The sequence below is a fragment of the Parahaemophilus parainfluenzae genome (genome assembly GCF_001055095.1).
In the GTDB taxonomy this organism is placed as follows: Bacteria; Pseudomonadota; Gammaproteobacteria; order Enterobacterales; family Pasteurellaceae; genus Haemophilus_D; species Haemophilus_D parainfluenzae_Z.
Genome location: NZ_JVHG01000015.1, coordinates 65,055 through 88,186, shown reverse-complemented (window position 1 = coordinate 88,186; position 23,132 = coordinate 65,055). Strand labels below are relative to the sequence as shown.

The window sequence follows — 23,132 nt, the reverse complement described above, 5'->3', positions numbered from 1 at the left end:
GGATTTCTTTATATGGCATTATTATGATGAATCTTGTTTTTCTCCATGGCTTATTAGGTACGAAATCAGATTGGCAAAAAGTCATCGAAAATTTACCGCACTTTCGTTGTCTCTCTCTCGATTTACCCTTTCATGGAGAGAATAAAGCTGTAGCGGTTGAAGATTTTGAGCAAACGGCTCAATTTCTTGAAAGCCAAATACAAAGCCTCATAAAAGATGAACCTTATATCCTTATCGGTTACTCACTTGGTGGGCGAATTGCACAATATTATGCATTGCAGGCTCAAGTGCAAAGAGGCAATTTACAAGCAGTGATTTTAGAAGGGGCGAATTTAGGTTTGCAGTCAGAGCAAGAAAAACAAAGCCGTTTAGTCAATGACAACATGTGGGCGGAGCGTTTTTTCCATGAAAACCCTGAAACCGTGTTAGAAGATTGGTATCAACAACCTGTCTTTTCTCATTTAAATGAACCGCAACGCAAAGCATTAATTGAAAAGCGAAAAGCCAATTGTGGAGCAAATATTGGTCATATGTTATTAGCCACTAGTCTTGCCAAACAGCCTGATTTCAGAGAGAAAGTGCGGTCAAGTTTGCTGCCATTTTTTTATTTTTGTGGTGAACGAGATCAGAAGTTTCGTCAAATGGCAGAGGATAATCAACTTCATTTAACGATTATTCCTAATGCTGGTCATAATGCACATTTAGAAAATCCGACATATTTTGCTGAAAAAATAGAAAATATCGTATTAAAAATTGCTCAACCTTAAGAGAAATGCTAGGATTTAGCCCTTTCATTTTATTTGACTCTTAAGGAAGCAAAATGTCCTCACAACTTCGTAATGATCCACTTAAGGTTGCTTTAGCATCTATGGTGGGTACCGCAATTGAATTCTTCGATTATTATATCTATGCCGCTGCGGCAGTATTAGTTTTTAACACGCAATTCTTCCATAGTGGCGATCCGCTTTCAGATGATTTACTTTCTCTTTCTACGTTGGCCTTAGCGTTCTTTGCTCGTCCAATTGGCTCCGCTTTATTTGGGCACTTTGGTGACAAGATTGGTCGTAAGAAAACCTTGGTCGCCTCTTTGGTTTTAATGGGCGGATCTACGGTCGTTATCGGCTTGTTGCCGACTTATTCTCAAATTGGTATTTGGGCTCCGATTTTGTTATGTATTTGCCGAGTCGGTCAGGGTATTGGTCTTGGTGGTGAATGGGGTGGTGCTGCTTTAGTGGCAACAGAAAATGCGCCAGAAGGAAAACGTGCTTGGTATGGTACATTCCCTCAATTAGGTGCGCCAATTGGTTTATTTGTGGCTAATGCAACCTTCTTCTTAGTGAGCTATTTCTGGGGGCAGCAAGCTCTTGTTGAGTGGGCATGGCGTATTCCGTTTATCTCTTCTTTAGCCTTAGTTTTAGTTGGGTTATATGTTCGTTTAACCCTACATGAAAGCCATGTTTTCATTGAAGCGGAAGAAAAAGGGAAAAAATTAAAAGCACCAGTGAGTGTGGTATTCACTAAACACTTTAAACCGATGGTGATTGGTACCTTTATTATGGTGGCGACTTATTCCTTGTTCTATATTATGACTGCCTTTGCTCAAGCGTATTCTCGTACACCGGCAACCCTTTCAGAAGCGGGCTATCCTATGGGATTAGGCATTCCTGCCAATACCTTCACGGGATTACTTTTAATGAGTGCGATCGTTTTTGCGATTTTTATTAGTATTTCAGGTCTTTATGCAGATAAAATCGGTCGTCGCAAATGGTTAATTTGGACAACAGTCAGCATTTTAATTTTTGCATTATGTATGCCATTATTCCTTGGAAACGGTACACCAGCTTCTGTATTTGCTTTCTTAGTAATTGGTATGGCATTAATGGGCATGACATTTGGCCCAATGGCGGCGTTATTACCTGAATTATTCCCAACAGAAGTACGTTATTCTGGTGCCTCTTTAGCCTACAATATTGCATCCATTATCGGGGCAACCATTGCGGCAATGATTTCATTAAAAATCAATGCGCTTTATGGATTAATGGGCGTGGGGATTTATTTAGCCATTAATGCATTCTTAACTTTGTTAGCATTATTAGCCTCAAAAGAAACAAAAAACGTCGATTTAACGCAAATCTAGTGATAAATTGATAATGAAAAAGCTGATGTAAATTACATCAGCTTTTTTATTTGTTGAAAGGAAGCAGTAAAAAAGAGCGTATTGCTACGCACTCAGATTATAAAAGTGCGGTTAAAAAACAGTGTGTTTTTAACATCAGATATGAAAAGAATTAATCTTCACCCCATACTTCTTTAGCAATTTCTTCAACATAACGGACTTTTGCCCATTGCTGTGCTTCCGTCATAATATTTCCTTCTTCAGTTGACGCAAAACCACATTGTGGGCTTAAGCAAAGCTGTTCAAGTGGAACATATTGCGTCGCTTCTTTAATACGAGCTTTAATAGCCGCTTTATCTTCTAATTCAGGGAATTTTGAACTGATTAAGCCTAATACAACACGGCCTTTGTGTGGATTATTGGCAAAGTGTTTTAATGGTTCAAACCCACCAGAACGTTCATCATCATATTCTAGGAAGTAGCCATCGTATTGGGTTTGGCCAAATAACGCATCCGCAATAGGATCGTATGCACCAGTTAATAAATAAGTTGAACGGAAGTTGCCACGGCAAACGTGCGTGGTGATAACCATATCTGCTGGTTTAGCGGCTAATACAACTTGAATATTTTCAAGCGCCTGTGCTTTATCTGCTTCAAATTCTGGTTTTAGGTGATTGTTACAGAGTGAACCCCAATACACGTCATCAAATTGTAAATAACGGCAACCTGCATCATAGAAGGCTTTGATCGCATCTTTATAAGCTTGTTGAACATCTTTGGCAAATTCTGCTCGTGTCGCATAAACGCCTGTATCCCATTGGATTGGATACATTAATTGGTTTGGACTCGGGATGGTATATTTTACAACGCCACGATCCCCAACGATGTCTTTTAATTTTTTGAAATGTTCGATAAATGGATGATTTGGATTCCAAGATACTTTACCGCAGCAGCGAGTATTGTAAGGTTTGGTTTCCACACCATTAAATTTATAACCATGTTCAGGGTGATAACCTTCGATGCCATTTAGGTTTTCTAAGAAATCAATATGCCAAAATGCACGGCGATATTCCCCATCCGTGATGACTTGAATACCTGCATCTAACTGAGCTTGTACCAATTTAGCAATTTCTTGATCTTCAACTTCCGTTAATTGTTCACGAGAAATTTCGCCTGCTGCAAATTTTGCACGAGCTTCTTTTAAAGGTTGAGAACGTAAGTATGAGCCCACAGTATCAGCGTGGAAGGGGAGTGTTTTTGATGTCATGTTTATATCCTTCTTTTAATTTTAGTATGATGATTTTAACGTAAGGATATTTCATGATCAAAGTAATGATTTTTTCATTCATGATGAAAATAATTAATGCAGAGAAAGATTAGCTTTCAGCAATTCCCATCGCACAAACGGCTGCAGAACTCCATGCCCATTGGAAGTTGTAGCCACCTAACCAGCCGACAACATCTAGCACTTCACCGATAAAATAGAGACCTTTAATCTTTGAAGCCTCCATGGTTTTAGATGAGATCTCATGAGTATCAACACCACCCATCGTGACTTCAGCCGTTCGGTAGCCCTCAGTGCCATTAGGAATAAATTTCCAGTTGTGGATTAAATTCTCTAAATTTTCTAACCGCACTTTACTTAAGTTCGCAATCACTTCATCTTGAATCAAGCCTTGTTCTAACCAAAGTTCAACTAATTTTTTCGGTAATAAGCGACTTAATACGGTTTTTAACTGCAATTTTTGCGAAGATTGACGCATTTTATCCAGGTGATGACGAATGCTGTTATAGGGCAATAAATCTAAATGAATACTTTCACCCGGTTGCCAATAATTGGAGATCTGTAAAATAGCAGGGCCTGATAAACCACGATGGGTGAATAGCATTTGGTGAGTAAAGGTTTTGTTTTGATTTGTCGCCGCCACATCTAATGAAATACCTGAGAGTGCCGCGTAGAATTTGTCACTTTCTCGCCATGTGAATGGCACAAGGCTTGCACGCGGAGAAATCACATTTAATCCAAATTGTTCTGCAATTTGATAGCCAAAAGGCGAAGCGCCTAAGCCAGGCATGGAGAGCCCACCCGTGGCAATAATCAAATTCTGGCATTGCCAGTCCACCGCATTTACCTTTAATTTGAACCGAACTTTAGGGTTGTTTTCAACGGCTTCAACATCACTCACTTCGCTGCGTAGTTGAATGCTAACACCGTATTTGTCACATTCCGTTCCGAGCATCTTCACAATGTCTTCTGCACCGTTATCACAAAATAACTGACCTAATTCTTTTTCGTGGTAAGGAATGCCGTATTCGGCGACTAAAGCAATGAAGTCCCATTGTGTATAACGTTTTAAGGCAGATTTGACGAAGTGTTTGTTTTGGCTGATATAACGGCCAGATGTGATTTCCATATTGGTAAAATTACAGAATCCGCCGCCAGACATTAAAATTTTTCGACCAATTTTTTTACCGTTATCAAAAATCGTGGCTTGTTTTCCCAGTTTGCCTAACTGTGCGGCACAAAATAAGCCGGCAGCACCGGCTCCAATAATGATATTTTCTGAATAGCGACTCATAATTTATTGTGATACTTGCCCTTTTTCAAAATAGTCTATCATTTTGATTCGTTGGATGACAGTTCGGCGATCTACGGCAGCATTACCTGAATCTAATAATTGCTGCCAATAAGCTTTGGCTTTTTCAGCTTCATGATTTTTAAAGGCTTCAGTCGCCAATAATGTTATCACTGATATTTCATGTTTATCTTGTTTTAACGCCTCATCCATTATTTGCTGGATTTGTGGTGTGATATTTTGACCTGCTTGATAATAAAGTGCGGTTGCTTTTAGGCCTAAAATCGCGGGTGTTGTGCCTGAAATTTTTTCTGCATTGCTATAAGCGATGAGCGCATGATCAAATTCATCATTTTGCATATAGGCATCACCTAGCTGAGCCCAAAGCTCAGGGTTATTTACATCTTCTCGAATTTTATTTTGAATTTTGAGCACCATATCTTCTTTTTGGTGCACCATTGATGTATCTGCTTTTTTATTGGCAAGCTCAAGCATCTCTTTTTCGCCTTGCTGAACCCGCTCAAAACGATCAAGGGAGAAGTAATAACTTAAAGGAAGAACTAATAAAATAGCAAAGACCCAAATGGCGGATTTTGTTTCAAATTTGACCGCACTTTTTTCTTCTTTAGGGGCTGTATAAGGTTGATTTTCGAGTTGTGTTGGCTCGCCTTCTGATTTTTTGGTGGAAAACAAAATCAATGCAAAAGCCCCAATTAATAGCAAAATAGGCAATAGCCAGAGTAGTGCGGTATTCCATTGGAAAGGTGGTTTATAGTTCACGAAATTACCGAAACGTGCTGTCATCGTGTCGATAATTTGCTGATTCGATTTTCCTTCATCCACCATTTTATAGACTTCAATGCGTAAGTCATAAGCAATCGGCGAATTGGATTCAACTAAATTCTGATTCTGACATTGTGGGCAACGTAAGGATTTCGCCAGTTCAACAGCACGAGTACGATCGGCTTGGTTTTTAAACGCATAGGTATCGACCATTTCTGCGTGAGCAAAAAGGGCAAACGTCAGTAAAAGTGCGGTCAGAAATCGGGTTAATTTTTTCATTTTACTTTTTAGTTAATTCATCAAGTTTTGGTTTGATCTCAGTGAGCCATGTTTCGCGATCCATATAGCCAGAATGACGATAACGGATCATGCCGTGCTCATCGACAACATAGGTTTCTGGGGCTCCATCTACGCCCAATTGCATTGCAAATTCACCACGGCTATCGTCAATAGTGAGTATGAACGGATTGCCCATACGTTCGAGCATCGCAATGCCGTTTTGAGGTTTGTCACGATAGTCGATTCCCACAATGGGTACGTCTTTTGATATTTCCATCAAAAGAGGGTGCTCCTGTTGGCAATAGCCACACCAACTTCCCCACACATTAAGTAGGAAAGGTTTCTTTGGAAAATCTCTCGGGCTGACAATTTGACTTGGTTCAAGCAAATTCGCTTGGTAGAATTCCGGCACGGGCTTATTAATGAGTGCAGAGGCAATTTGTTTTGGATCTTTGTGTAAGCCAACAAAAAGTAGTAAGCAAATGCTCAATAACAAAATCAGCGGTAAAAACAAAATAAACTTTTTATTCATCACGTTTTCTCTTTAAATTGATGGCTGAACATAATGCGCCAAGTGCCATTAAAATGCCTCCGAGCCATAACCAGCGAATAAGTGGTTTGTAATGCAAGCGGAATGTGAATTCACCTTTGCCTAAGTTATCGCCCATTACAATATATAAATCGCCCCAAAAACCTGCATCTAAGCCCACTTCACTCATGGTCATAGTTCGAACATCATAATAACGGCGCTCCGGTATAATTTCAGCGTAAGGTTTGCCTTGTTTTGACACACTAAAGAACGCGACTTCGGCGGTAAAGTTTGGTCCAATTTCATTGGAAAAACGATCGTAGTGGAATTCAAATTGGCCTAATTGTTGGCTTTGTTGTGGTGCGAATCTAACACCTAATTCACTACCAAAGTAACTACTCATCACGGCTCCCATTGTGGCAATCGCCACGCCGCAGTGTGCAAGAATCATTCCAAAATAGGCAAGTCTTACTTTTGCCCAATTTTGCCATAAGGTGACGAATAATACCCAAATAGCGAGGGTGAGTAATACATAAGCAAAGAAATGGAAATGTAACGCACTGTCATTTTGCAGCGCGTTCCAAATCATGCCATAAGCAATCACTGCAGCGGGAATAAGTAATAACAGACGTTTGAAAAAGCGTTTTTTGTCTGATTTAAACCAGTTTAAACAAAGCGTGCCCGCCATAGCAAAAAGTACTAACGTGAGCAAGGGCAAGAAAATACTATTAAAGTAAGGGGCTCCCACAGAAATACTTCCCCAATTCATGGCTTGGAATAGCATTGGATAGAAGGTACCTAAGAAGGTACTGACGGTGGCAACAGTCAATACGATGTTTAAACCTAAAATAGCCCCAGTTTTAGAAATGAGTGGAAATTTGATCGCACTTTCATTGGTATTTGTGCGTAGGGCAAATAAGCTCAGAGAACCAACAGTTAGTAAGAAGAAAATAAGCAATAATACGTAACCGCGAGAACTATCCAAGGCAAAAGCGTGAACTGATGTTAATGCACCTGAGCGAACAATAAATGTGCCTAATACACTAAATGCAAAAGCGAGCAGGGAAAAGAGTGTTGTCCAATAGCTGAAAACACCTTGTTTTTCAGTTACCATTAAGCTGTGTAAAAGTGCAAGTCCTAATAACCATGGCATAAGTGAGGCGTTTTCTACTGGGTCCCAGAACCACCAGCCTCCCCAGCCTAATTCATAATATGCCCACCATGCACCGAGTACGATCCCTAACGTTAAGAATAACCAAGAAACGAGAACCCAGGCTCGCATCGCACGCGCGATTGCTTGTGCAGAACGATTAAAGATTAAGGCAGAAATGGACATGGCAAAGTTAACGGCAAAGCCCACATAGCCGACATATAAAAGCGGTGGATGGAAAATTAAACCAATATCTTGCAGCATTGGGTTGAGATCTCGCCCTTCCGCAGGGGCAGGAAACGCACGTCCAAATGGATTGGAGTAAAACAAAATAAAAATAGCAAACCCAAGACAAATTAAGCCGAGTAAAGAAAGGGTTTGTGCAGAAAAAGTGCGGTCATTTTTGCGAGAGAAAAAGGCAAAAGCCACTAACCAAAGACTTAATGTGAAAAGCCAAAATAAAATGGAGCCTTCATGTCCGCCCCATGTGGCTGCGACTTTAAAAAATGTCGGTAGTTGAGAATTGGAGTGCGTTGCCACATATTCCAACGTGAAGTCATCTGTTGCAAAAGAGTAGGCAAGAATACCGATTGAAACGCTCGTAAAAATACCGAAGCAATAACTTAATCCCCAAGCCGTGTTGGTGAGAGAGGGTTTATTTCGCCAAATGCCAATTTGTGGCACGATAGAAAGTAAGAGTGCAGCAGTAGTGGCGAAGAGTAGTGATAGAAATCCGAATTCGGGGAGCATAGTATTCTTCAGTATTAATGGTTGTATTTGACAAAATAAGGTTAATTTTAAGCATGAAAAACATACGTAAAATTAACCGCACTTTAGTCTTTTAAATAAACAAAAGGCGTATTGTATACGCCTTTTGATTAAATAAGAAGTTTATCCTTACGCAACGGTAAGTTGTCCTGCATACAAGATGAAGTAACGTAAGCAGAGAACCCCGATTAAGTCGAAGATTGACACAAGGATAATAAAGTTCTTGTTGTATTTTAAGTTGTCTTTTACGGCAAGGTTGGCAAGTAGTGGAATTAAGATACCAATTAAGAATACCCCAATCCAGAAGACTGCACCCCAGAAGCCAGATAATGCATTCTGTAAGGCAACCACTTTTTGGCCACCACCAAAATAAAGACCCACGAAGAAACAAACTAATAAACCAAGCTCAGTTACCATGATTGGCACTTCAAATTTATGAATGAAGTGAGATTCATGGCTATCACCTTTTAATTTACCTGCAATGAGGATAAATAAGAAGGTTGCAGCGATACCTGAAGAGGTACCAGAAGCCAAGAATAACGCTGGTAGAACAGGGTTATTTAACATTGGGTAACTGATCAATGCTGAAAGTAAGAAACCGGTATAAGCCCCTAGCACAGCAGCTAAGATGAAGAGAATAACTTCTACAGGACCAGTTAAACGTTCTAATACATTGATAATTTTACCGACAAAACTAAGTTTTGGCATAAAACGTTGGATCAGTGCCATGATATCTTCTTTGAAGATAACCGCACACCAACATACCAAGAACAGCATATAAACTTGGAATAACATTACCCCCATAGACATTACAGAGTTGAATTGATAGTTAAACATCAATTTCCAGAATGTCCAAGGACGTGCCAAGTGGAAAATTAACAGGGTTAAACCAATTAATGTTGGCACAGAACCTAAAACGGCGGCCGCTCGGATAATCCAGTTTTTGCTAGGATTTTCTAATTTGTGACTACGTTTATAAGCAATCGCTAATTGTACCGCACCGGAAGAAATACCAAGTAAGAACAAATAGATAGCGATTGTTGAATCCCACACCAAATTAGGTGTGTGAAACGGAACAGGATAATCTAATGTCATCTTCTTGGCTCCCCGTGTTGGAATGGAATATGGTAAAGATTTGGTTGAGTACCTAATTCCACTTTAGTGCGATAAACCGGATTTTCTTTCACTTTGCGGGAAACTGCACTGCTTGGATCATTCATATCGCCAAAGGTTAATGCTTTGGTTGGACAAGCTTCTACACAAGCAGGTTGTTTGCCTGCTGCTAAGTTTGTATCGCGACAGAAGTTACATTTATCCGCAGTACGGTGTACCGGGTGAATGAAACGTACGCGGTAAGGACAAACTGCAACACAGTATTGGCAACCTACACAAAGATCTTTATGCACATCTACGATACCTGTTTCAGGATCAATAAATGATGCACCGGTTGGACAAACTGCCACACAAGGGGCGTTTGTACAGTGTTGGCAAGATTGACGGAAAAACTCGTATTCTTGATTTGGGAATTCACCGTAAGGTTCACTACGGAGAATTTCCAAACGTGAAACGCCTTCAGGAACGTGGTTTGTTTCACGACAAGCATCCATACAAGCGGTACAGCCGATACAAGCTGTTTCGTCGTGTACCATTGCATAGCGTTTCGGTTTATCCGCCTTTTCCTCTTTCGCTAAAGAGGTAACTGATGTCCCCGTCATAAGGATTAATGCCCCCATGCCGGAAACAAAGTTTCGGCGTGAACAAGCTGTCATTATTTATCCTTTTGTTCGGTTGATTGCGTTTGTGATTGTGCGTCTTTTGCCGCTTTGCGTTTTTGTTGTTCGCCGTGGCAATCTACACAAAGTTTCACACGATTTTTCGGTTGAATACCTTTCATCGCATCATCTTTCGGGTGTAATGTGTGGCAGCTTGCACAAGGCAATTTCATTGCGTGAACATCGTGCGCCCAAAGTTTTTCACGAAGTTTTGCAGGTTGGTGACAAGCAAAACAAACTTGGTTTTGTTCTTGTGCGGTATACATTGGTTTTTTATCACCAAAGATATCGCCATCAAAACGCATCACATCTTTTGCACCACGACGGTGATCTTCCGAAATATTACCGTGACAGTTTACACAGTTAATCGGTTTACCTGTGTTAGGGCTTTTTTGATTTAAGTGTGCGCCGTGGAATTTACCAAAGTGTAATTCACCACCAGATTGATCTAAAGTTTGGTTTTTATCAACTTGGTCAAATTTGTGACATTTCGCACAATATTGGTTTGGGTCACGTTGGTTATCCAATTGTGGCTCATAAGTGAGTTGAGAGGCAGGTGTTTTTGCCATCTCTTCCGCACTTGCAGCCATTGGCATTGCCGCAAGCATTGCAAGCAATGCGAGGGATTTTGCCGATTTGCTGATTAAAGAAGTTAAATTCATTCTGATTACCTCAAATATATGGTTAAAAATGACCGCACTTCGACACTTTAGTTACAAAGTGCGGTTCTTTTTTTATTGTTTTGTTGCGGTATCTTCAGCTAATTTGCCATTGGCTTTCGCTTCTTTTACCCATTGAGGTACAACAGTTTCTAAGAATTCTTTTTTCGCTTGACGTTCTTTCTCGATATCAATACCCATTACTTTCCATGCTTTATCAGCTGTAGAAATATCTGGTACTTCAACCGGAGTTTTCACGCCATGTTTAGTTAAGATTGCTGCAAGTTTAGCACGTGCATCTGCTGCTTTGTCGATACCAGAACCTAATACGCGAAGCATTACATCAGGTGCGTGCATGTGACCACCGTGACTTGCTGCTGCGTAGTCCCAACGCCATTGAGCGTGACGGATATCCATTAAAGCAGGTTCCATTTCTTCTTTAGTTGCACCAGCATCCCATGCTGCTTTCGCTTCAAAGTGAGCACGAACAACTTGATCTTCTAAACGACCCATTACATCTTTCACTTCTTTTTTACGTGAAGCAACGATGTCTTTAAGTTTTTCTTTGCTTTGATCGTGACAGTTTGCACATGTGGTATCAAATGCATCGAATGGGTTTTGGATTTGGTGGTCGGTGTAAACTTTACCGTCTTTACCTTGTACTTTAGGCATGTGACAGTCGATACAAGTTACGCCGTTTTTACCGTGCATACCTAAAGACCAAATTTCAAAGTCAGGGTGTTGCGCTTTTAACATTGGTGCTTTAGAAAGCGAGTGAGTCCAGTCACTGAAGCCGATATCATCGTAGTATTTTTCGATGTCATCAACAGTTTGACCGTTGTTCCACGGGAAGGTTACTTGTTTTAAGTCGCCTGCGAAGTAGTATTCAACGTGACAGTTTGCACAGATTTCAGCACGTTTTTCAGTGCGAGCAGCTGTGTTAAAGCTTAAGTTAGCTTGTTCTTTACCTTCAGCTTTTGCTTTTGCTTGAAGTGCATTATTTAAGTGATCTAATGCACGAAGAACGTGTGGACGAGCAATACGTAATGCAGGTTTGCCTTCAGCAAAGTCTTTAGAGGTCGTATCGTGACAGTCAGCACAACCGATCGAGTTGACAATTTCTGGTCCACCTTTAGCCCATTTGGCACCAAAGTAACCATCTTCACCCCATTCTGCAATTAAACGAGGAACGTCTGGACCTTTACAAGTCCAACATGCCATTGGTTGTGGGCCATCATTTGCATTTTTGGGCGCACCAGTACGTAAAATATTACGTACATCTTCTACTGCATAAACGTGACCACGAGGTGCGTTATATTCTTTTGCAAAAGAATAGCCGCCCCATAACACGATTAAACGAGGATCTTGTTCGTCGGCGTAGATAATTTTGTCACCTTTTTCAGTCGCTTTCCACGAATTGAATTGGCTAGGATATTTCTCAGCAAATTTTTCATTCACTGCTTCGATTTTTAAATTAGGGTTTGGTGCTTCCACAGGTTGGTCAACAGGCTTATATACCATTTCAGCCATCGCTGAGTTGTATACACCTAAAGCTGCGAAAGAAGTCGCCAGAATAAGGCTTTTTCTCAATGCGTTCACGATAATCACTCCATTAGGAAAGAATAAAAAAACAATTTTAAATGCGAACAATTCCTATTAAGCTTTTGAATTCACTCATAAAAATAGCTCAACGCAAGCATAAGATACCAAAAAGCAGTAGTTTTCCTAAGGTTTTTTTTCAAAACTTTGAGGTTGATCAAACTTTAAAATCAAAATACTCACAAAGGGGTATATTGGGTATTGGGAAAGTGATAGAGGAAGATACCTTGAAAGAGGAAAAAAGTGCGGTCAATTTTTACATTGTTTTTGACTTATATAAAGACGATTCCATGCTCATTATTACTGACTTTGACCTAATTTTAATGAGCATTCTTTTTACGCAAGCGATACCTTGCATAGAAAATGTAAATTTCTCGTGAAAAATGGTATAAAAAACGATCATTTTCTTGATCTTATAGATGAGTCAGTTATACTCCCAGCACCTTATTTTTTCCCCAGCTTGTTCCTATTGTTGGGATGTGATCAATACCTAAATCTATTTAACTTAGGAGAACTTTCTTATGAACAAAGTATTTAAGATTATTTGGAACAAAACGACACAATCTTTCGTCGTGACATCAGAATTAGCAAAAGGAGCCGTAAAAGCTTCTTCAAACTCCGAACAACGTGTAGCAAGCGAAACACGTTTGTCTTCTCTTTTCAAACTTTCAGCATTTGCACTTTCTTTATCTGCAGTGATGATGCCGGCACAAGCTGTAGATTTAAGTGATCCTCTTATTAAAATTACGACTGGACCAGGTAATGTGTTTACGGGGGAAGCTGATGCTGGTGGTGGTTCTAATATTGCGATAGGTAATAATGCAACAGTTGCAAATGGAAAACCTAAGGGAAGAAATATAGCTATTGGTTCAGGAGCTTATGTATCTGCAGAATATAGCGAAGAATCTATTGCAATAGGTAGTTCTGGAAAGCATCCAACGGTTCAACGTACAGAGGTTAGAGGAGATCAATCGATTGCTATTGGTGCAAATACTTTAGCAAAAGGTAACTCATCTATTGTTATTGGTAACGATGATGTTGATAAAGTTAATGGTGGTAAATACAGTGGTGACGAAGTTGTTTATGAATATACGTTTAATGAAGATGGAACAGTTGCTACTAAAAAACAAATTCGATTAGATAGTTTTGCAAATCGAGGTTTGATTTACAAAAAATTAACAGGTGGGAGTTTGAATGGGTATTCTTCCGCGACAAGTGGTGAGGGCGCGATAGCTATTGGTGTTAAAACACAAGCACTGGGTGATTTCTCTACTGCACTAGGTACTAATGCAACTGCAACAAAATTTGGTACGCTTGCGCTTGGAACAGGTGCAAATGCTAATATAACCAACGCTGTTGCAATTGGTATGGCATCTGAAACGGATAAAGAAGGTATAGCTTATAAAGGTAAGGAAATTCTAGGAAATACTTATACTTGGGCTGGTGGTGCATCGGTTGATCCGGGTGATGTTGTATCAGTGGGTAAGAAACAATTTGAACGTCAAATTATTAACTTAGCACCTGGTGATGTTTCTGAAAATTCAACTGATGCAATCAATGGTTCTCAGCTTTATTCAGCAATTCAACAGATTGAAAAAATACGCTACTTCTCTGTGAATTCAACAATTGGTGTTAAAGATGATGCAACTGAGGAAAATCCAACTAATAGTATCAATAAAGGTGCTAAAGGTGAAAATTCTATTGCTATTGGACCAAATGCTCATACAACGAATACATCAACTGCGTCAATTGCAATTGGTTTAGGCTCTAATGCAACAGCGGCAAATGCGGTAGCATTAGGTCATAATTCAGTTGCAGGTTCAAATACTTTTAATGACTCATCTGATCATGCAACGTTTAAAGTTGATGACGGTACTGATACAAATGTGACATTCCAAGCTGGTTTAACAAATAATTCTGGTGGTGCAGTTTCTGTTGGTAAAGCTGGTTTTGAGCGTCAAATCCAAAACGTAGCAGCTGGTCGTCTTGCTAAGGACTCTACCGATGCTGTAAATGGTTCACAACTTTATACGGTATTACACAATAGTGGCTTTAACGTACAAGAAAATGGTACTTCTAAATCACGTATCAATAACAATGGTTTTGTGAACTTTGTGAATGGTACATTGACAACTGCAAGCGTGACTAAGAACGGTAATGGTTCGGATGTGACATTTAATGTCAACACAACAACTATCGAAACAGACGGAGACGGCAATGCAACTGCAGAGAATCCAAGCAACCTAGCAACTGCAGGTGATGTGACTAGCGCAATTAATAAAGTACGTAACATGCCATTAACCTTTGCTGGTGATACAGGAAAGGATGTAGAGCGTAAATTAGGTCAAAAAGTTAACTTGGTTGGTGGTGAAACTGATGCGACTAAACTTTCTGATGGTAATATCGGTGTGGTAGCAGATGGCAATGATAAGTTAGAAATTAAATTGGCTAAGGATATCAAAGTTGATAGCGTAAAAGCTGGCGATACAACCATTGATCAGGATGGTTTAACGATTGCTGGTGGTCCAAGTATCACTAAAAAAGGTATTAACGCTGCAGGCAATAAAATCACAGGTGTAGCCGCTGGTACTGATGATACAGATGCAGTCAATGTTTCACAATTAAACAAAGCCGTTAATGCTGCTAAAACTGGAGTGAAAGCAGGCAAAAATACGTCTATCAAGGAAACTAAAGGCGATAATGGTGAAAGTATTTATACCATTGATGCCGTGGATACATCAGCGAGTGTGACAAGCGGTTCTGATGCATTAAAAGTAACAAAAGGTACCCCAGCTTTAGATGATGCTGGTAATACTACAGTGACCAATTATGAGATTGATTTGTCAGATAAGACGAAAGACGATATCAAAAAAGGTGTTGATGCTCACGATATTGTCACCAACAAAGGTTTAACTTTTACTGGTGATAGCGGTTCAACTAATGTGGAAAAATTAGGTTCAACCGTTGCGATTAAAGGTGATGACAACATCACCACTGAAGCAGCTGATGATAAAGTTGAAGTTAAATTAAACAAAGACATCAAAGTTGATAGCGTAAAAGCTGGTGATACAACCATTAACAATGATGGTTTAACTGTTAAAGGTGGCCCGAGTGTAACTAAAGCAGGTATTGATGCTGCGGGTAATAAAATTAGCAATGTTGCAAATGGTGATGTTAATGCCAATAGCAAAGATGCAGTGAATGGTAGTCAGTTATACGAAGTGAAGGAGCTTGCGGGTAAAGGTTGGAATGCAACTGCAACGAAGAAAGATGGCTCTACTGGTGAAGTAAGTGGTACTGAAGTTGCTAATGTAGCGCCAGGTGCGACTGTAAACTATATCGCAGGTGATAATATCAAACTTGAACAGAATGGTATTAACTTCACGATTTCTACCACAAAAGACTTGAAAGCTGAAAATGTCACCGCAAAAACAGTTAATACTACAACAATTAATCTTGGTGAGGGTGATAACTCAACGCCAATTACAGTAGTAAGTGGTAAAGATGCAGCACCAAATCTTGATGGTAAAACACCAAATCGTATGAACTTTGGTGGCGAAACTATCGCAACATTAAGCGATGGCTTAAAATTTGGCGCAAACGTAGGCGATGTTTATGGTGCGAAATTAAATAGCCAAATCAATGTGAAAGGCGCAGATAGCAACACAAACTGGAGTGAGTTTGATGGTGGCGATAATGTGATGACCAACATTGATAAGAGCGGCAATATTCGTGTAGGTATCAAGAAAAACCTTAAAGTGGAAAGCGTAACTGCAAACAAATTCACTGCGGGCGATACGGTGATTGATGGCAATGGCGTAACCATTAAAAATGGTCCAAGTATGACTAAAAATGGTATTGATGCAGGTAATAAACAAATTACTAATGTTGCACCAGGGCGCATTGCAGCAGACAGTACTGATGCGGTAAACGGTAGCCAATTACACGAAGTAAAAGCTGACATGAATAACAAGATCAATAAGTTAAATGGTCAAGTGAACAAGTTAGGTAAACGTGTCAATGCAGGTACAGCAAGTGCATTAGCAGCGTCTCAATTACCACAAGCTTACATTCCAGGTAAGAGCATGGTATCTGTGGCAGCGGGTAATTACCAAGGTCAAAATGCAGTGGCATTAGGTATGTCACGTATTTCAGATAACGGTAAAATCATTATTCGTTTAGCTGGTACAAGCGATACTCAAGGTAAAGTAGGTGTAGCAGTAGGCGCAGGTTACCATTGGTAATTTATCGTTAATAAACAAAAGGCATGGGAAACCATGCCTTTTTTATTGTTAAAAGTGCGGTCGATTTTCCCCCTATTTTTCGTATAATAGGGTGAGTCAACTCGGAGAAGAATATGATTATCGGACCTTATATCAACGCACTGGCGATTATCAGTGGTGCAGTTATCGGTGCGGTGCTCGGTGGGCGCATTCCAGAGCGTTTACGCACTAATCTAACCTTAATCTTTAGCTTATGTTCGATGGGCATGGGTATTGTGATGGTGGCGAAAACCAACAATATGCCGGCAATGATTTTATCGCTGTTATTAGGGACGATAATTGGCGAGTTGCTTTTATTGGAACAGGGGATCAATAAACTAGCATCATCAGCCAAAGGTATTGTTGAAAAGATGTTTCCTGATAAGCCAAGTAGCATGCCTAGCCAAGAAGAGTTCTTATCTAAATTTGTTGCGATTGTGGTTTTGTTTTCATTTAGTGGAACGGGGATTTTTGGGGCGATGAATGAGGGGATGAGTGGTAATTTTGATATCCTCATTGTGAAATCCTTTTTAGATTTTTTCACCGCGATGATCTTTGCCACATCACTCGGCATTTCTGTAGCAAGTATTTTTGTGCCACAAACATTGGTTCAAGTGATTTTAGCTTATTCTGCGGTGTTTATTATTCCTTTCGTGACACCTGAAATGCGAGGTGATTTTGCTGCGGTAGGCGGTATGCTAATGATTGCGGCGGGCTTTCGCATTTGTAATATCCAAATGTTCCATGTGGCGAATATGCTGCCGGCTCTTTTCCTCGCTATGCCGATTTCTCATTTCTGGAGTACCTTTTTCTAAAAAATAGGCGTGTATAACGCCTATTTCTTTTTCTGACAATGAGGGCAATAAAAGCTATTGCGTTGCCCAATAATCATGCTTTCAATCTTAGTGCCACATTTAGGGCAAGGTTTATCTTTGTTTCCGTACACTAACAATTCCTGAGCAAAATAACCTGGACGGCCATCGGGTTGTAAGAAATCTTTTAATGTTGTACCACCTTGTGTAATGGCTTTCGCTAATACGTTTTTAATCGTTTCAACGAGTAAGGCACATTGGTTTCGTGTGAGATTTTCGGCTAATTTCATAGGATGCAAACCACATAAAAAGAGTGTTTCATTGGCATAAATATTTCCTACGCCCACGACGACAGCATTATCCATTAAAAAGGTTTTAAGTGCGGTCGATTTTTGACGTGATTTTTTAAAAAGGTATTCCGCATTAAATTCATCAGAAAGTGGTTCTGGACCAAGTTTTAGAAAAAGATGAAAGTCACCTAAGCTTTCCGTCCATAACCATGCACCGAAGCGTCTCGGGTCGTTATAACGCAGTAATTTGCCATTATTCATCACAATATCAAGGTGATCGTGTTTATCAATAGGACTATCGTGCGGCACAATTCGAACAGAGCCAGACATGCCTAAATGACCAATGATATAACCTTTTTCTGTGTGAATAATCAGATATTTCGCACGACGAGAAGTATCCAAAATTTTGACGTTTTTAAGCGTTGTTAATTCTGGAGAAACTGTCCAACGTAATTGTGGTTGGCGTACTACAATTTTTTCAATGGTAAAACCTTTCAGATAGGGGCTGACACCTCGCAGGGCTGTTTCGACTTCAGGAAGTTCTGGCATAGATAATCTCGGTAATGAATTTGTGGTATAAAAAAACCCGAACAATGTCGGGCTTTTTTCAAATCAGCAAAATTATTTGATTTTTGCTTCTTTATAGATAACGTGTTTACGCACTACTGGATCAAATTTTTTGATTTCCATTTTTTCAGGCATATTACGTTTGTTTTTATCAGTTGTGTAGAAGTGACCAGTCTCTGCTGTAGAAACTAAACGGATTTTCTCACGAGCGCCTTTAGCTGCCATGTTTTAGCTCCTTAGATTTTTTCGCCACGAGCACGGATTTCAGCTAACACTGCATCAATGCCTTTTTTATCGATAATACGCATACCTTTCGCAGTTAAACGTAAGGTTACGAAACGGTTTTCACTTTCAACCCAGAAACGGTGAGTGTGAAGGTTAGGAAGAAAACGACGACGTGTCGCATTCAACGCGTGTGAGCGGTTATTACCCACAGCTGGACGCTTGCCTGTTACTTGACAAACTCTAGACATAATAATCTCCAATAATTTAAATATAAGCTCGAGCTTATGGTTCGGATAATGAAGCTTAAAACTAAGCTTGCTTCCTCGTCAGGTCGCAGTATCCGACCCACTTACTATATTAAAGGTGGCAAATTATACTGACTTTATTTTCATTTCTCAAGTCTAAAAGCGATTTTTCCGTCTTAAAATGGAAATGAACGATAAAAAAATCATCAAACTCCCTAAAACTATAACAGATTATGCTCTGCAAAAGAATAACAAGTGCCTTTGCCGACAATAAAATGATCCAAAATACGAATATCCATTAACTCAGCAGCATCAATAATTTTTTGTGTGATCATTTTGTCAGAATAGCTTGGTTCTGCCAGACCAGAGGGGTGGTTGTGAGCCAAAATTAAGGCAGCTGCATTGCAGTAAAGGCTTTCTTTGATGATTTCACGCGGATAAACATTCGTCACATTAATTGTGCCTAAAAATAACCGCTCTTTTTTAATCAAACGATGTTGATTATCTAAAAATAACACCATAAAAATTTCACGTTCTTCGTGGTGAAGTTCTGCTTGAAGATAAAGCTTTACCGTGGATGTATCACTAAATACGTGCTCTATGAGTAACTCTTGTTTCAGATAGCGCTTCGTCATCTCTGTAGTAGCTTGTAGTTGAATAAACTGTGTAATACCTAATCCTTTTACTTTGCAAAAGGCTTCTTTATCTGCACTTAATAAGGTTCGAAGAGATCCAAAATGTTGCAGCACGTTATGTGATAATTCCATGACGGGGCAGCCTTTAATCCCTGTACGTAAGAAAATAGCGAGTAGTTCGTGATCTTCTAAGGCTTCAACGCCGTATTTCAACAATTTTTCACGAGGCATTAAAGGGGAGTTTGTTTGCATATTAATTAATGAAAAGAAAAAGTGCGGTTAATTTTCATGATGTTTTGAATCTTTGCGAGAAGTCTGTTTTATTTTTGGTATAGCGATCGCAAAAATAAAATTTTTTATTGGCGAAATTTGAAGTAAAATAGGCAACCTTAAGTTGTTAAGTACTAACACACAAAAAACATATCCATTCTATTAAGTCGTAGCGGAGTAGCAAATGAGCTTGAGCGGAAAGCGTATTGTTGTCGGAATTACAGGAGGCATTGCCGCCTATAAAACCATTGAGTTTATTCGTTTGTTACGCAAATCTAACGCAGAAGTTCGAGTGGCTTTAACGCCTGCCGCTGCTGAATTTGTCACGCCTTTAACGCTACAAGCCATTTCTGGCAATGCGGTTTCTCAATCTTTACTTGATCCACAAGCTGAATTAGCCATGGGACATATTGAGCTGGCCAAATGGGCTGATGCGATTGTGATTGCGCCAGCCAGTGCCAATTTTATTGCGCGTTTAACCGTTGGAATGGCAAATGATTTACTCAGCACGATCTGTCTCGCGACAAGTGCCCCTATTTTGCTCGCACCTGCTATGAATCAGCAAATGTACCGCCAGGCGATTACACAACAAAATTTGACAGCTCTTTCTGTGCGAGGTATTCATTTTGTTGGGCCAAATAGTGGCTTTCAAGCTTGTGGCGATGTGGGCGCAGGCAGAATGTCTGAACCGGCTGAAATTTTCGAATCACTTCAATCACTTTTTGCTGTTCAGCAGGATTTAGCCGATTTAAGTGTCACCATTACGGCAGGCCCAACGCGTGAAGCTATCGATCCTGTTCGTTATATTTCTAATCACAGCTCAGGTAAAATGGGCTTTGCAATTGCCGAGGTCTTTGCAAAACGTGGAGCAAATGTCACCTTAATTGCAGGGCCTGTTAATCTGGCTACACCGAAAAATGTTCATCGTATTGATGTGACAACTGCCCATGAAATGTGGCAAGCCTCCCTTGAAAGTGCGGTCAAAAATCGCATCTTTATTGGCTGTGCTGCGGTGGCTGATTATCGAGTCGCGGAAGTTGCTGATCAAAAAATTAAGAAAACCAATGATAACGATGAGCTTTCTCTTAAATTGGTGAAAAATCCAGACATTATCGCTAGTGTGGCAAGTTTAGAAAAAGATCGTCCATTTGTTGTAGGCTTTGCAGCTGAAACGCAAAATGTCGCTGAATATGCGAAGATCAAACTTCAACGCAAAAATTTAGATATGATTTGTGCCAATGATGTATCGGGTGGGCAAGTATTCGGACAAGATCAAAATGCCTTGCAGATCTTTTGGAAAACAGGCGAAAAAGCGTTGCCATTAGCTGATAAAAATAAATTGGCAGAAGTATTGGTCACCGAAATTGTTGAGCATTATCACAAATAAAATACATTCAAAATTCATTGGATTTTGTGACCGCACTTTTGTATGACAGATTTCTTTTAAAGGATAAATAAGCATGAAAAAAATTGATGTAAAAATTTTAGATAGCCGTATTGGCAACGAATTTCCTTTACCAACCTATGCAACTGAAGGTTCAGCAGGTTTGGATTTACGTGCATTGCTTGAAGAGGGCATCGAAATTCAACCAGGCGAAACCAAACTTATTCCAACAGGCCTTTCAATTTATATTGCCGATCCGAACCTTGCAGCAGTGATTCTGCCTCGTTCTGGTTTAGGTCATAAACACGGTATCGTATTGGGTAACTTAGTGGGCTTAATTGATTCAGATTATCAAGGTCCATTAATGGTGTCTGTATGGAATCGTGGTCATGAACCGTTCAAAATTGAAATTGGTGACCGTATTGCGCAATTAGTCTTTGTGCCAGTAGTACAAGCGGAATTCAATATTGTCAGCGAATTTACCGAAACTGAACGCGGTGAGGGCGGTTTTGGTCATTCAGGTAAAAAATAAACTATGGTAGAACAATTATCTCTCGTAGAAGTTGATGAGATTGCCGCGGAAATCAAACCGCCAAAAATCGAAAAACGTACGGTAAAAGAACGTCGCCAACAAGTGTTGACGGTGCTTACCCATATGCTGCATTCTGAACGGGGAATGGAGCGTATGACAACAGCGCGTTTAGCGGAAGAAGTCGGGGTGTCAGAAGCGGCACTTTATCGTTACTTCCCAAGTAAAACTAAAATGTTTGAAGCGTTGATCGATAATATTGAAGCGAATTTATTTAGCCGTATCACCACATCAATTCGTAATGAAACCAATACGATGAATCGAGTGCGCGACATTATGCAGATGATCCTCGACTTTGCGCGTAAAAACCCGGGTTTGACACGTATTTTAACCGGACATGCATTGATGTTTGAAGAACCACTTTTACAGGCTCGTGTCGCGCAATTTTTCGATCGTCTTGAAATGCAATTTGTGAATATTTTACAAATGCGAAAATTACGTGAAGGACGGGGTTTTAACGTTGATGAACGTATTATTGCGGGGCATTTAGTGACCCTTTGTGAAGGGCAGTTTATGCGTTATGTCCGCACAAACTTCCGTTTAGGTGCAAATCAAAGTTTTGAACAGCAATGGCGTTTTCTAGAACCGCTTTTTGCTTAATTGACTTTAGTTGATAAATATATGATTATTCCGTGGCAAGAATTGCCAACAGAAACCTTAGAAAATATTGTGGAAAGTGTGGTGCTTAGAGAAGGCACCGATTATGGTTCACACGAATTTTCTTTAGAACAAAAAAAACAACACCTACTAAACAAGATTCACAATGGAAGTGCTGTGATTGTTTGGTCAGAGTTATATGAATCCATTGATATAAAAGATAAAATGGAATTTCTAAAATAAATCAATAGGAGCTTATATGTCAGAAAATGTAGAATTATTAGAAGAACAAAAGCCCCAGGACGATGATCAGCAACGTGATCCTGCTCTGGATTGGTTCCTAACCCACTGTCATTTACATAAATATCCAGCTAAATCTACCTTAATTCATGCGGGGGAAGATGCCAATATTCTATATTTCTTAATTAAAGGAACGGTGATGGTTTCATCGAAAGATGATGAAGGCAAAGAGATGATTTTATCTTATTTAGGTGCTGGACAATTTTTTGGTGAAGCGGGTTTATTTGATGAAGGCTCGAAACGTTCTGCTTGGGTAAAAACGAAAACCCCTTGTGAAATTGCAGAAATTTCTTATAAAAAATATCGTCAGCTTATCCAAATTAATCCTGAGATTTTAATGTTCCTTACTTCTCAGTTATCAAAACGCTTGCAGAATACATCCCGGCAAGTGACTAACTTGGCCTTTTTGGATGTGGCAGGCCGTATTGCTCAGGCGCTTATGCATCTAGCAAAACAACCTGAAGCGATGACTCATCCAGATGGTATGCAGATTAAAATTACGCGTCAGGAAATCGGTCAAATGGTGGGCTGTTCACGTGAAACCGTAGGGCGAATAATTAAGATGCTGGAAGATCAAAATCTCATTCATGCACATGGTAAAACTATTGTGGTTTACGGCACTCGATAGCAAAAATAACCGCCTTTAATCAGGCGGTTATTTTATTTTTGTTACATTGATGTGATAGTTGAAATGTCTTTGTTAATTTTTATGCAAAAAGCGAAAA

General features: G+C 39.8%; 23 protein-coding genes. 10 read left to right on the top strand and 13 right to left on the bottom strand.

Annotation, left to right across the window (positions count from 1 at the left end; all coding sequences use genetic code 11):
* Positions 1–23: 23 nt before the first annotated feature.
* Together menH and ADA56_RS04295 are read left to right on the top strand one after the other, a co-directional pair.
* On the top strand, positions 24–767 hold the full coding sequence (menH, locus tag ADA56_RS04300; protein WP_049369477.1) for a 2-succinyl-6-hydroxy-2,4-cyclohexadiene-1-carboxylate synthase: 744 nt from the start codon (positions 24–26) through the stop codon (positions 765–767).
* 53 nt (positions 768–820) lie between these two features.
* Entirely contained in the window at positions 821–2,137 is a 1,317-nt protein-coding gene (locus tag ADA56_RS04295) for an MFS transporter (RefSeq protein ID WP_049369474.1), read from the top strand.
* 151 nt (positions 2,138–2,288) lie between these two features.
* Here ADA56_RS04295 and ADA56_RS04290 read toward each other — a convergent pair whose 3' ends face one another.
* The 9 genes from ADA56_RS04290 to nrfA all read right to left on the bottom strand — a co-directional run bounded on the left by ADA56_RS04290 (position 2,289) and on the right by nrfA (position 12,231).
* On the bottom strand, positions 2,289–3,383 hold the full coding sequence (locus tag ADA56_RS04290; protein ID WP_049369472.1) for a 5-methyltetrahydropteroyltriglutamate--homocysteine S-methyltransferase: 1,095 nt from the start codon (positions 3,381–3,383) through the stop codon (positions 2,289–2,291).
* A gap of 109 nt (positions 3,384–3,492) precedes the next feature.
* Entirely contained in the window at positions 3,493–4,695 is a 1,203-nt protein-coding gene (locus ADA56_RS04285) for an NAD(P)/FAD-dependent oxidoreductase (RefSeq protein WP_049369470.1), read from the bottom strand.
* Between the two features lie 3 nt (positions 4,696–4,698).
* Entirely contained in the window at positions 4,699–5,754 is a 1,056-nt protein-coding gene (gene nrfF, locus ADA56_RS04280) for a heme lyase NrfEFG subunit NrfF (RefSeq protein ID WP_049369468.1), read from the bottom strand.
* Position 5,755: 1 nt separating this feature from the next.
* Positions 5,756–6,286, bottom strand: coding sequence for a DsbE family thiol:disulfide interchange protein (locus ADA56_RS04275; protein WP_049369467.1), 531 nt, complete (start codon positions 6,284–6,286; stop codon positions 5,756–5,758).
* The gene (gene nrfE / locus ADA56_RS04270; RefSeq protein WP_049369465.1) at positions 6,279–8,183 is read right to left on the bottom strand and encodes a heme lyase NrfEFG subunit NrfE; all 1,905 of its coding nucleotides are present in this window, start codon (positions 8,181–8,183) and stop codon (positions 6,279–6,281) included. The genes ADA56_RS04275 and nrfE overlap by 8 nt, the downstream gene beginning before the upstream one ends.
* 147 nt (positions 8,184–8,330) lie before the next feature.
* Complete coding sequence (gene nrfD, locus ADA56_RS04265; RefSeq protein WP_049369462.1) at positions 8,331–9,296, bottom strand: cytochrome c nitrite reductase subunit NrfD; 966 nt, start codon at positions 9,294–9,296, stop codon at positions 8,331–8,333.
* Positions 9,293–9,970 carry a cytochrome c nitrite reductase Fe-S protein gene (gene nrfC / locus ADA56_RS04260; protein WP_005695543.1) on the bottom strand — a complete coding sequence of 226 codons (678 nt, stop codon included), beginning with the start codon at positions 9,968–9,970 and terminating at the stop codon, positions 9,293–9,295. Before nrfC ends, nrfD begins: the two co-directional genes overlap by 4 nt.
* The gene (gene nrfB, locus ADA56_RS04255; protein ID WP_049367089.1) at positions 9,970–10,635 is read right to left on the bottom strand and encodes a cytochrome c nitrite reductase pentaheme subunit; all 666 of its coding nucleotides are present in this window, start codon (positions 10,633–10,635) and stop codon (positions 9,970–9,972) included. The genes nrfC and nrfB overlap by 1 nt, the downstream gene beginning before the upstream one ends.
* Before the next feature lie 72 nt (positions 10,636–10,707).
* Positions 10,708–12,231, bottom strand: coding sequence for an ammonia-forming nitrite reductase cytochrome c552 subunit (gene nrfA / locus ADA56_RS04250; RefSeq protein ID WP_192829118.1), 1,524 nt, complete (start codon positions 12,229–12,231; stop codon positions 10,708–10,710).
* Positions 12,232–12,272: 41 nt separating this feature from the next.
* Here nrfA and ADA56_RS09835 point away from each other — a divergent pair, with 41 nt between their 5' ends.
* From ADA56_RS09835 to ADA56_RS04235, 3 genes are all read left to right on the top strand, one after another.
* Positions 12,273–12,611 (top strand): hypothetical protein, encoded by a 339-nt coding sequence (locus ADA56_RS09835; protein WP_049369459.1) that lies wholly within the window; start codon positions 12,273–12,275, stop codon positions 12,609–12,611.
* A gap of 141 nt (positions 12,612–12,752) precedes the next feature.
* Positions 12,753–16,475, top strand: coding sequence for a YadA-like family protein (locus ADA56_RS09690; RefSeq protein ID WP_080972337.1), 3,723 nt, complete (start codon positions 12,753–12,755; stop codon positions 16,473–16,475).
* 113 nt (positions 16,476–16,588) lie between these two features.
* On the top strand, positions 16,589–17,308 hold the full coding sequence (locus ADA56_RS04235; RefSeq protein ID WP_049369457.1) for a DUF554 domain-containing protein: 720 nt from the start codon (positions 16,589–16,591) through the stop codon (positions 17,306–17,308).
* A gap of 20 nt (positions 17,309–17,328) precedes the next feature.
* Here ADA56_RS04235 and mutM read toward each other — a convergent pair whose 3' ends face one another.
* The 4 genes from mutM to radC all read right to left on the bottom strand — a co-directional run bounded on the left by mutM (position 17,329) and on the right by radC (position 19,519).
* Entirely contained in the window at positions 17,329–18,144 is an 816-nt protein-coding gene (gene mutM / locus ADA56_RS04230; protein ID WP_049369455.1) for a DNA-formamidopyrimidine glycosylase, read from the bottom strand.
* 72 nt (positions 18,145–18,216) lie between these two features.
* Complete coding sequence (gene rpmG, locus ADA56_RS04225) at positions 18,217–18,387, bottom strand: 50S ribosomal protein L33 (protein ID WP_005613503.1); 171 nt, start codon at positions 18,385–18,387, stop codon at positions 18,217–18,219.
* An 11-nt stretch (positions 18,388–18,398) separates the two neighbouring features.
* The gene (rpmB, locus tag ADA56_RS04220; RefSeq protein ID WP_005599762.1) at positions 18,399–18,635 is read right to left on the bottom strand and encodes a 50S ribosomal protein L28; all 237 of its coding nucleotides are present in this window, start codon (positions 18,633–18,635) and stop codon (positions 18,399–18,401) included.
* 218 nt (positions 18,636–18,853) lie between these two features.
* Positions 18,854–19,519 carry a RadC family protein gene (radC, locus tag ADA56_RS04215; protein WP_049369452.1) on the bottom strand — a complete coding sequence of 222 codons (666 nt, stop codon included), beginning with the start codon at positions 19,517–19,519 and terminating at the stop codon, positions 18,854–18,856.
* 202 nt (positions 19,520–19,721) lie between these two features.
* Here radC and coaBC point away from each other — a divergent pair, with 202 nt between their 5' ends.
* From coaBC to crp, 5 genes are all read left to right on the top strand, one after another.
* Positions 19,722–20,924, top strand: a complete 1,203-nt coding sequence (gene coaBC, locus ADA56_RS04210; RefSeq protein WP_049369451.1) for a bifunctional phosphopantothenoylcysteine decarboxylase/phosphopantothenate--cysteine ligase CoaBC — start codon at positions 19,722–19,724, stop codon at positions 20,922–20,924.
* A gap of 73 nt (positions 20,925–20,997) precedes the next feature.
* Positions 20,998–21,453, top strand: a complete 456-nt coding sequence (gene dut / locus ADA56_RS04205; RefSeq protein WP_049369448.1) for a dUTP diphosphatase — start codon at positions 20,998–21,000, stop codon at positions 21,451–21,453.
* A gap of 3 nt (positions 21,454–21,456) precedes the next feature.
* Positions 21,457–22,110, top strand: a complete 654-nt coding sequence (gene slmA, locus ADA56_RS04200; protein WP_005698358.1) for a nucleoid occlusion factor SlmA — start codon at positions 21,457–21,459, stop codon at positions 22,108–22,110.
* Positions 22,111–22,131: 21 nt separating this feature from the next.
* A complete protein-coding gene (locus tag ADA56_RS04195; protein ID WP_049369446.1) occupies positions 22,132–22,350 on the top strand; it encodes a YheU family protein in 219 nt (72 codons plus the stop codon).
* A gap of 16 nt (positions 22,351–22,366) precedes the next feature.
* Entirely contained in the window at positions 22,367–23,035 is a 669-nt protein-coding gene (gene crp / locus ADA56_RS04190) for a cAMP-activated global transcriptional regulator CRP (RefSeq protein WP_049369445.1), read from the top strand.
* The last annotated feature ends 97 nt before the right edge of the window (positions 23,036–23,132 follow it).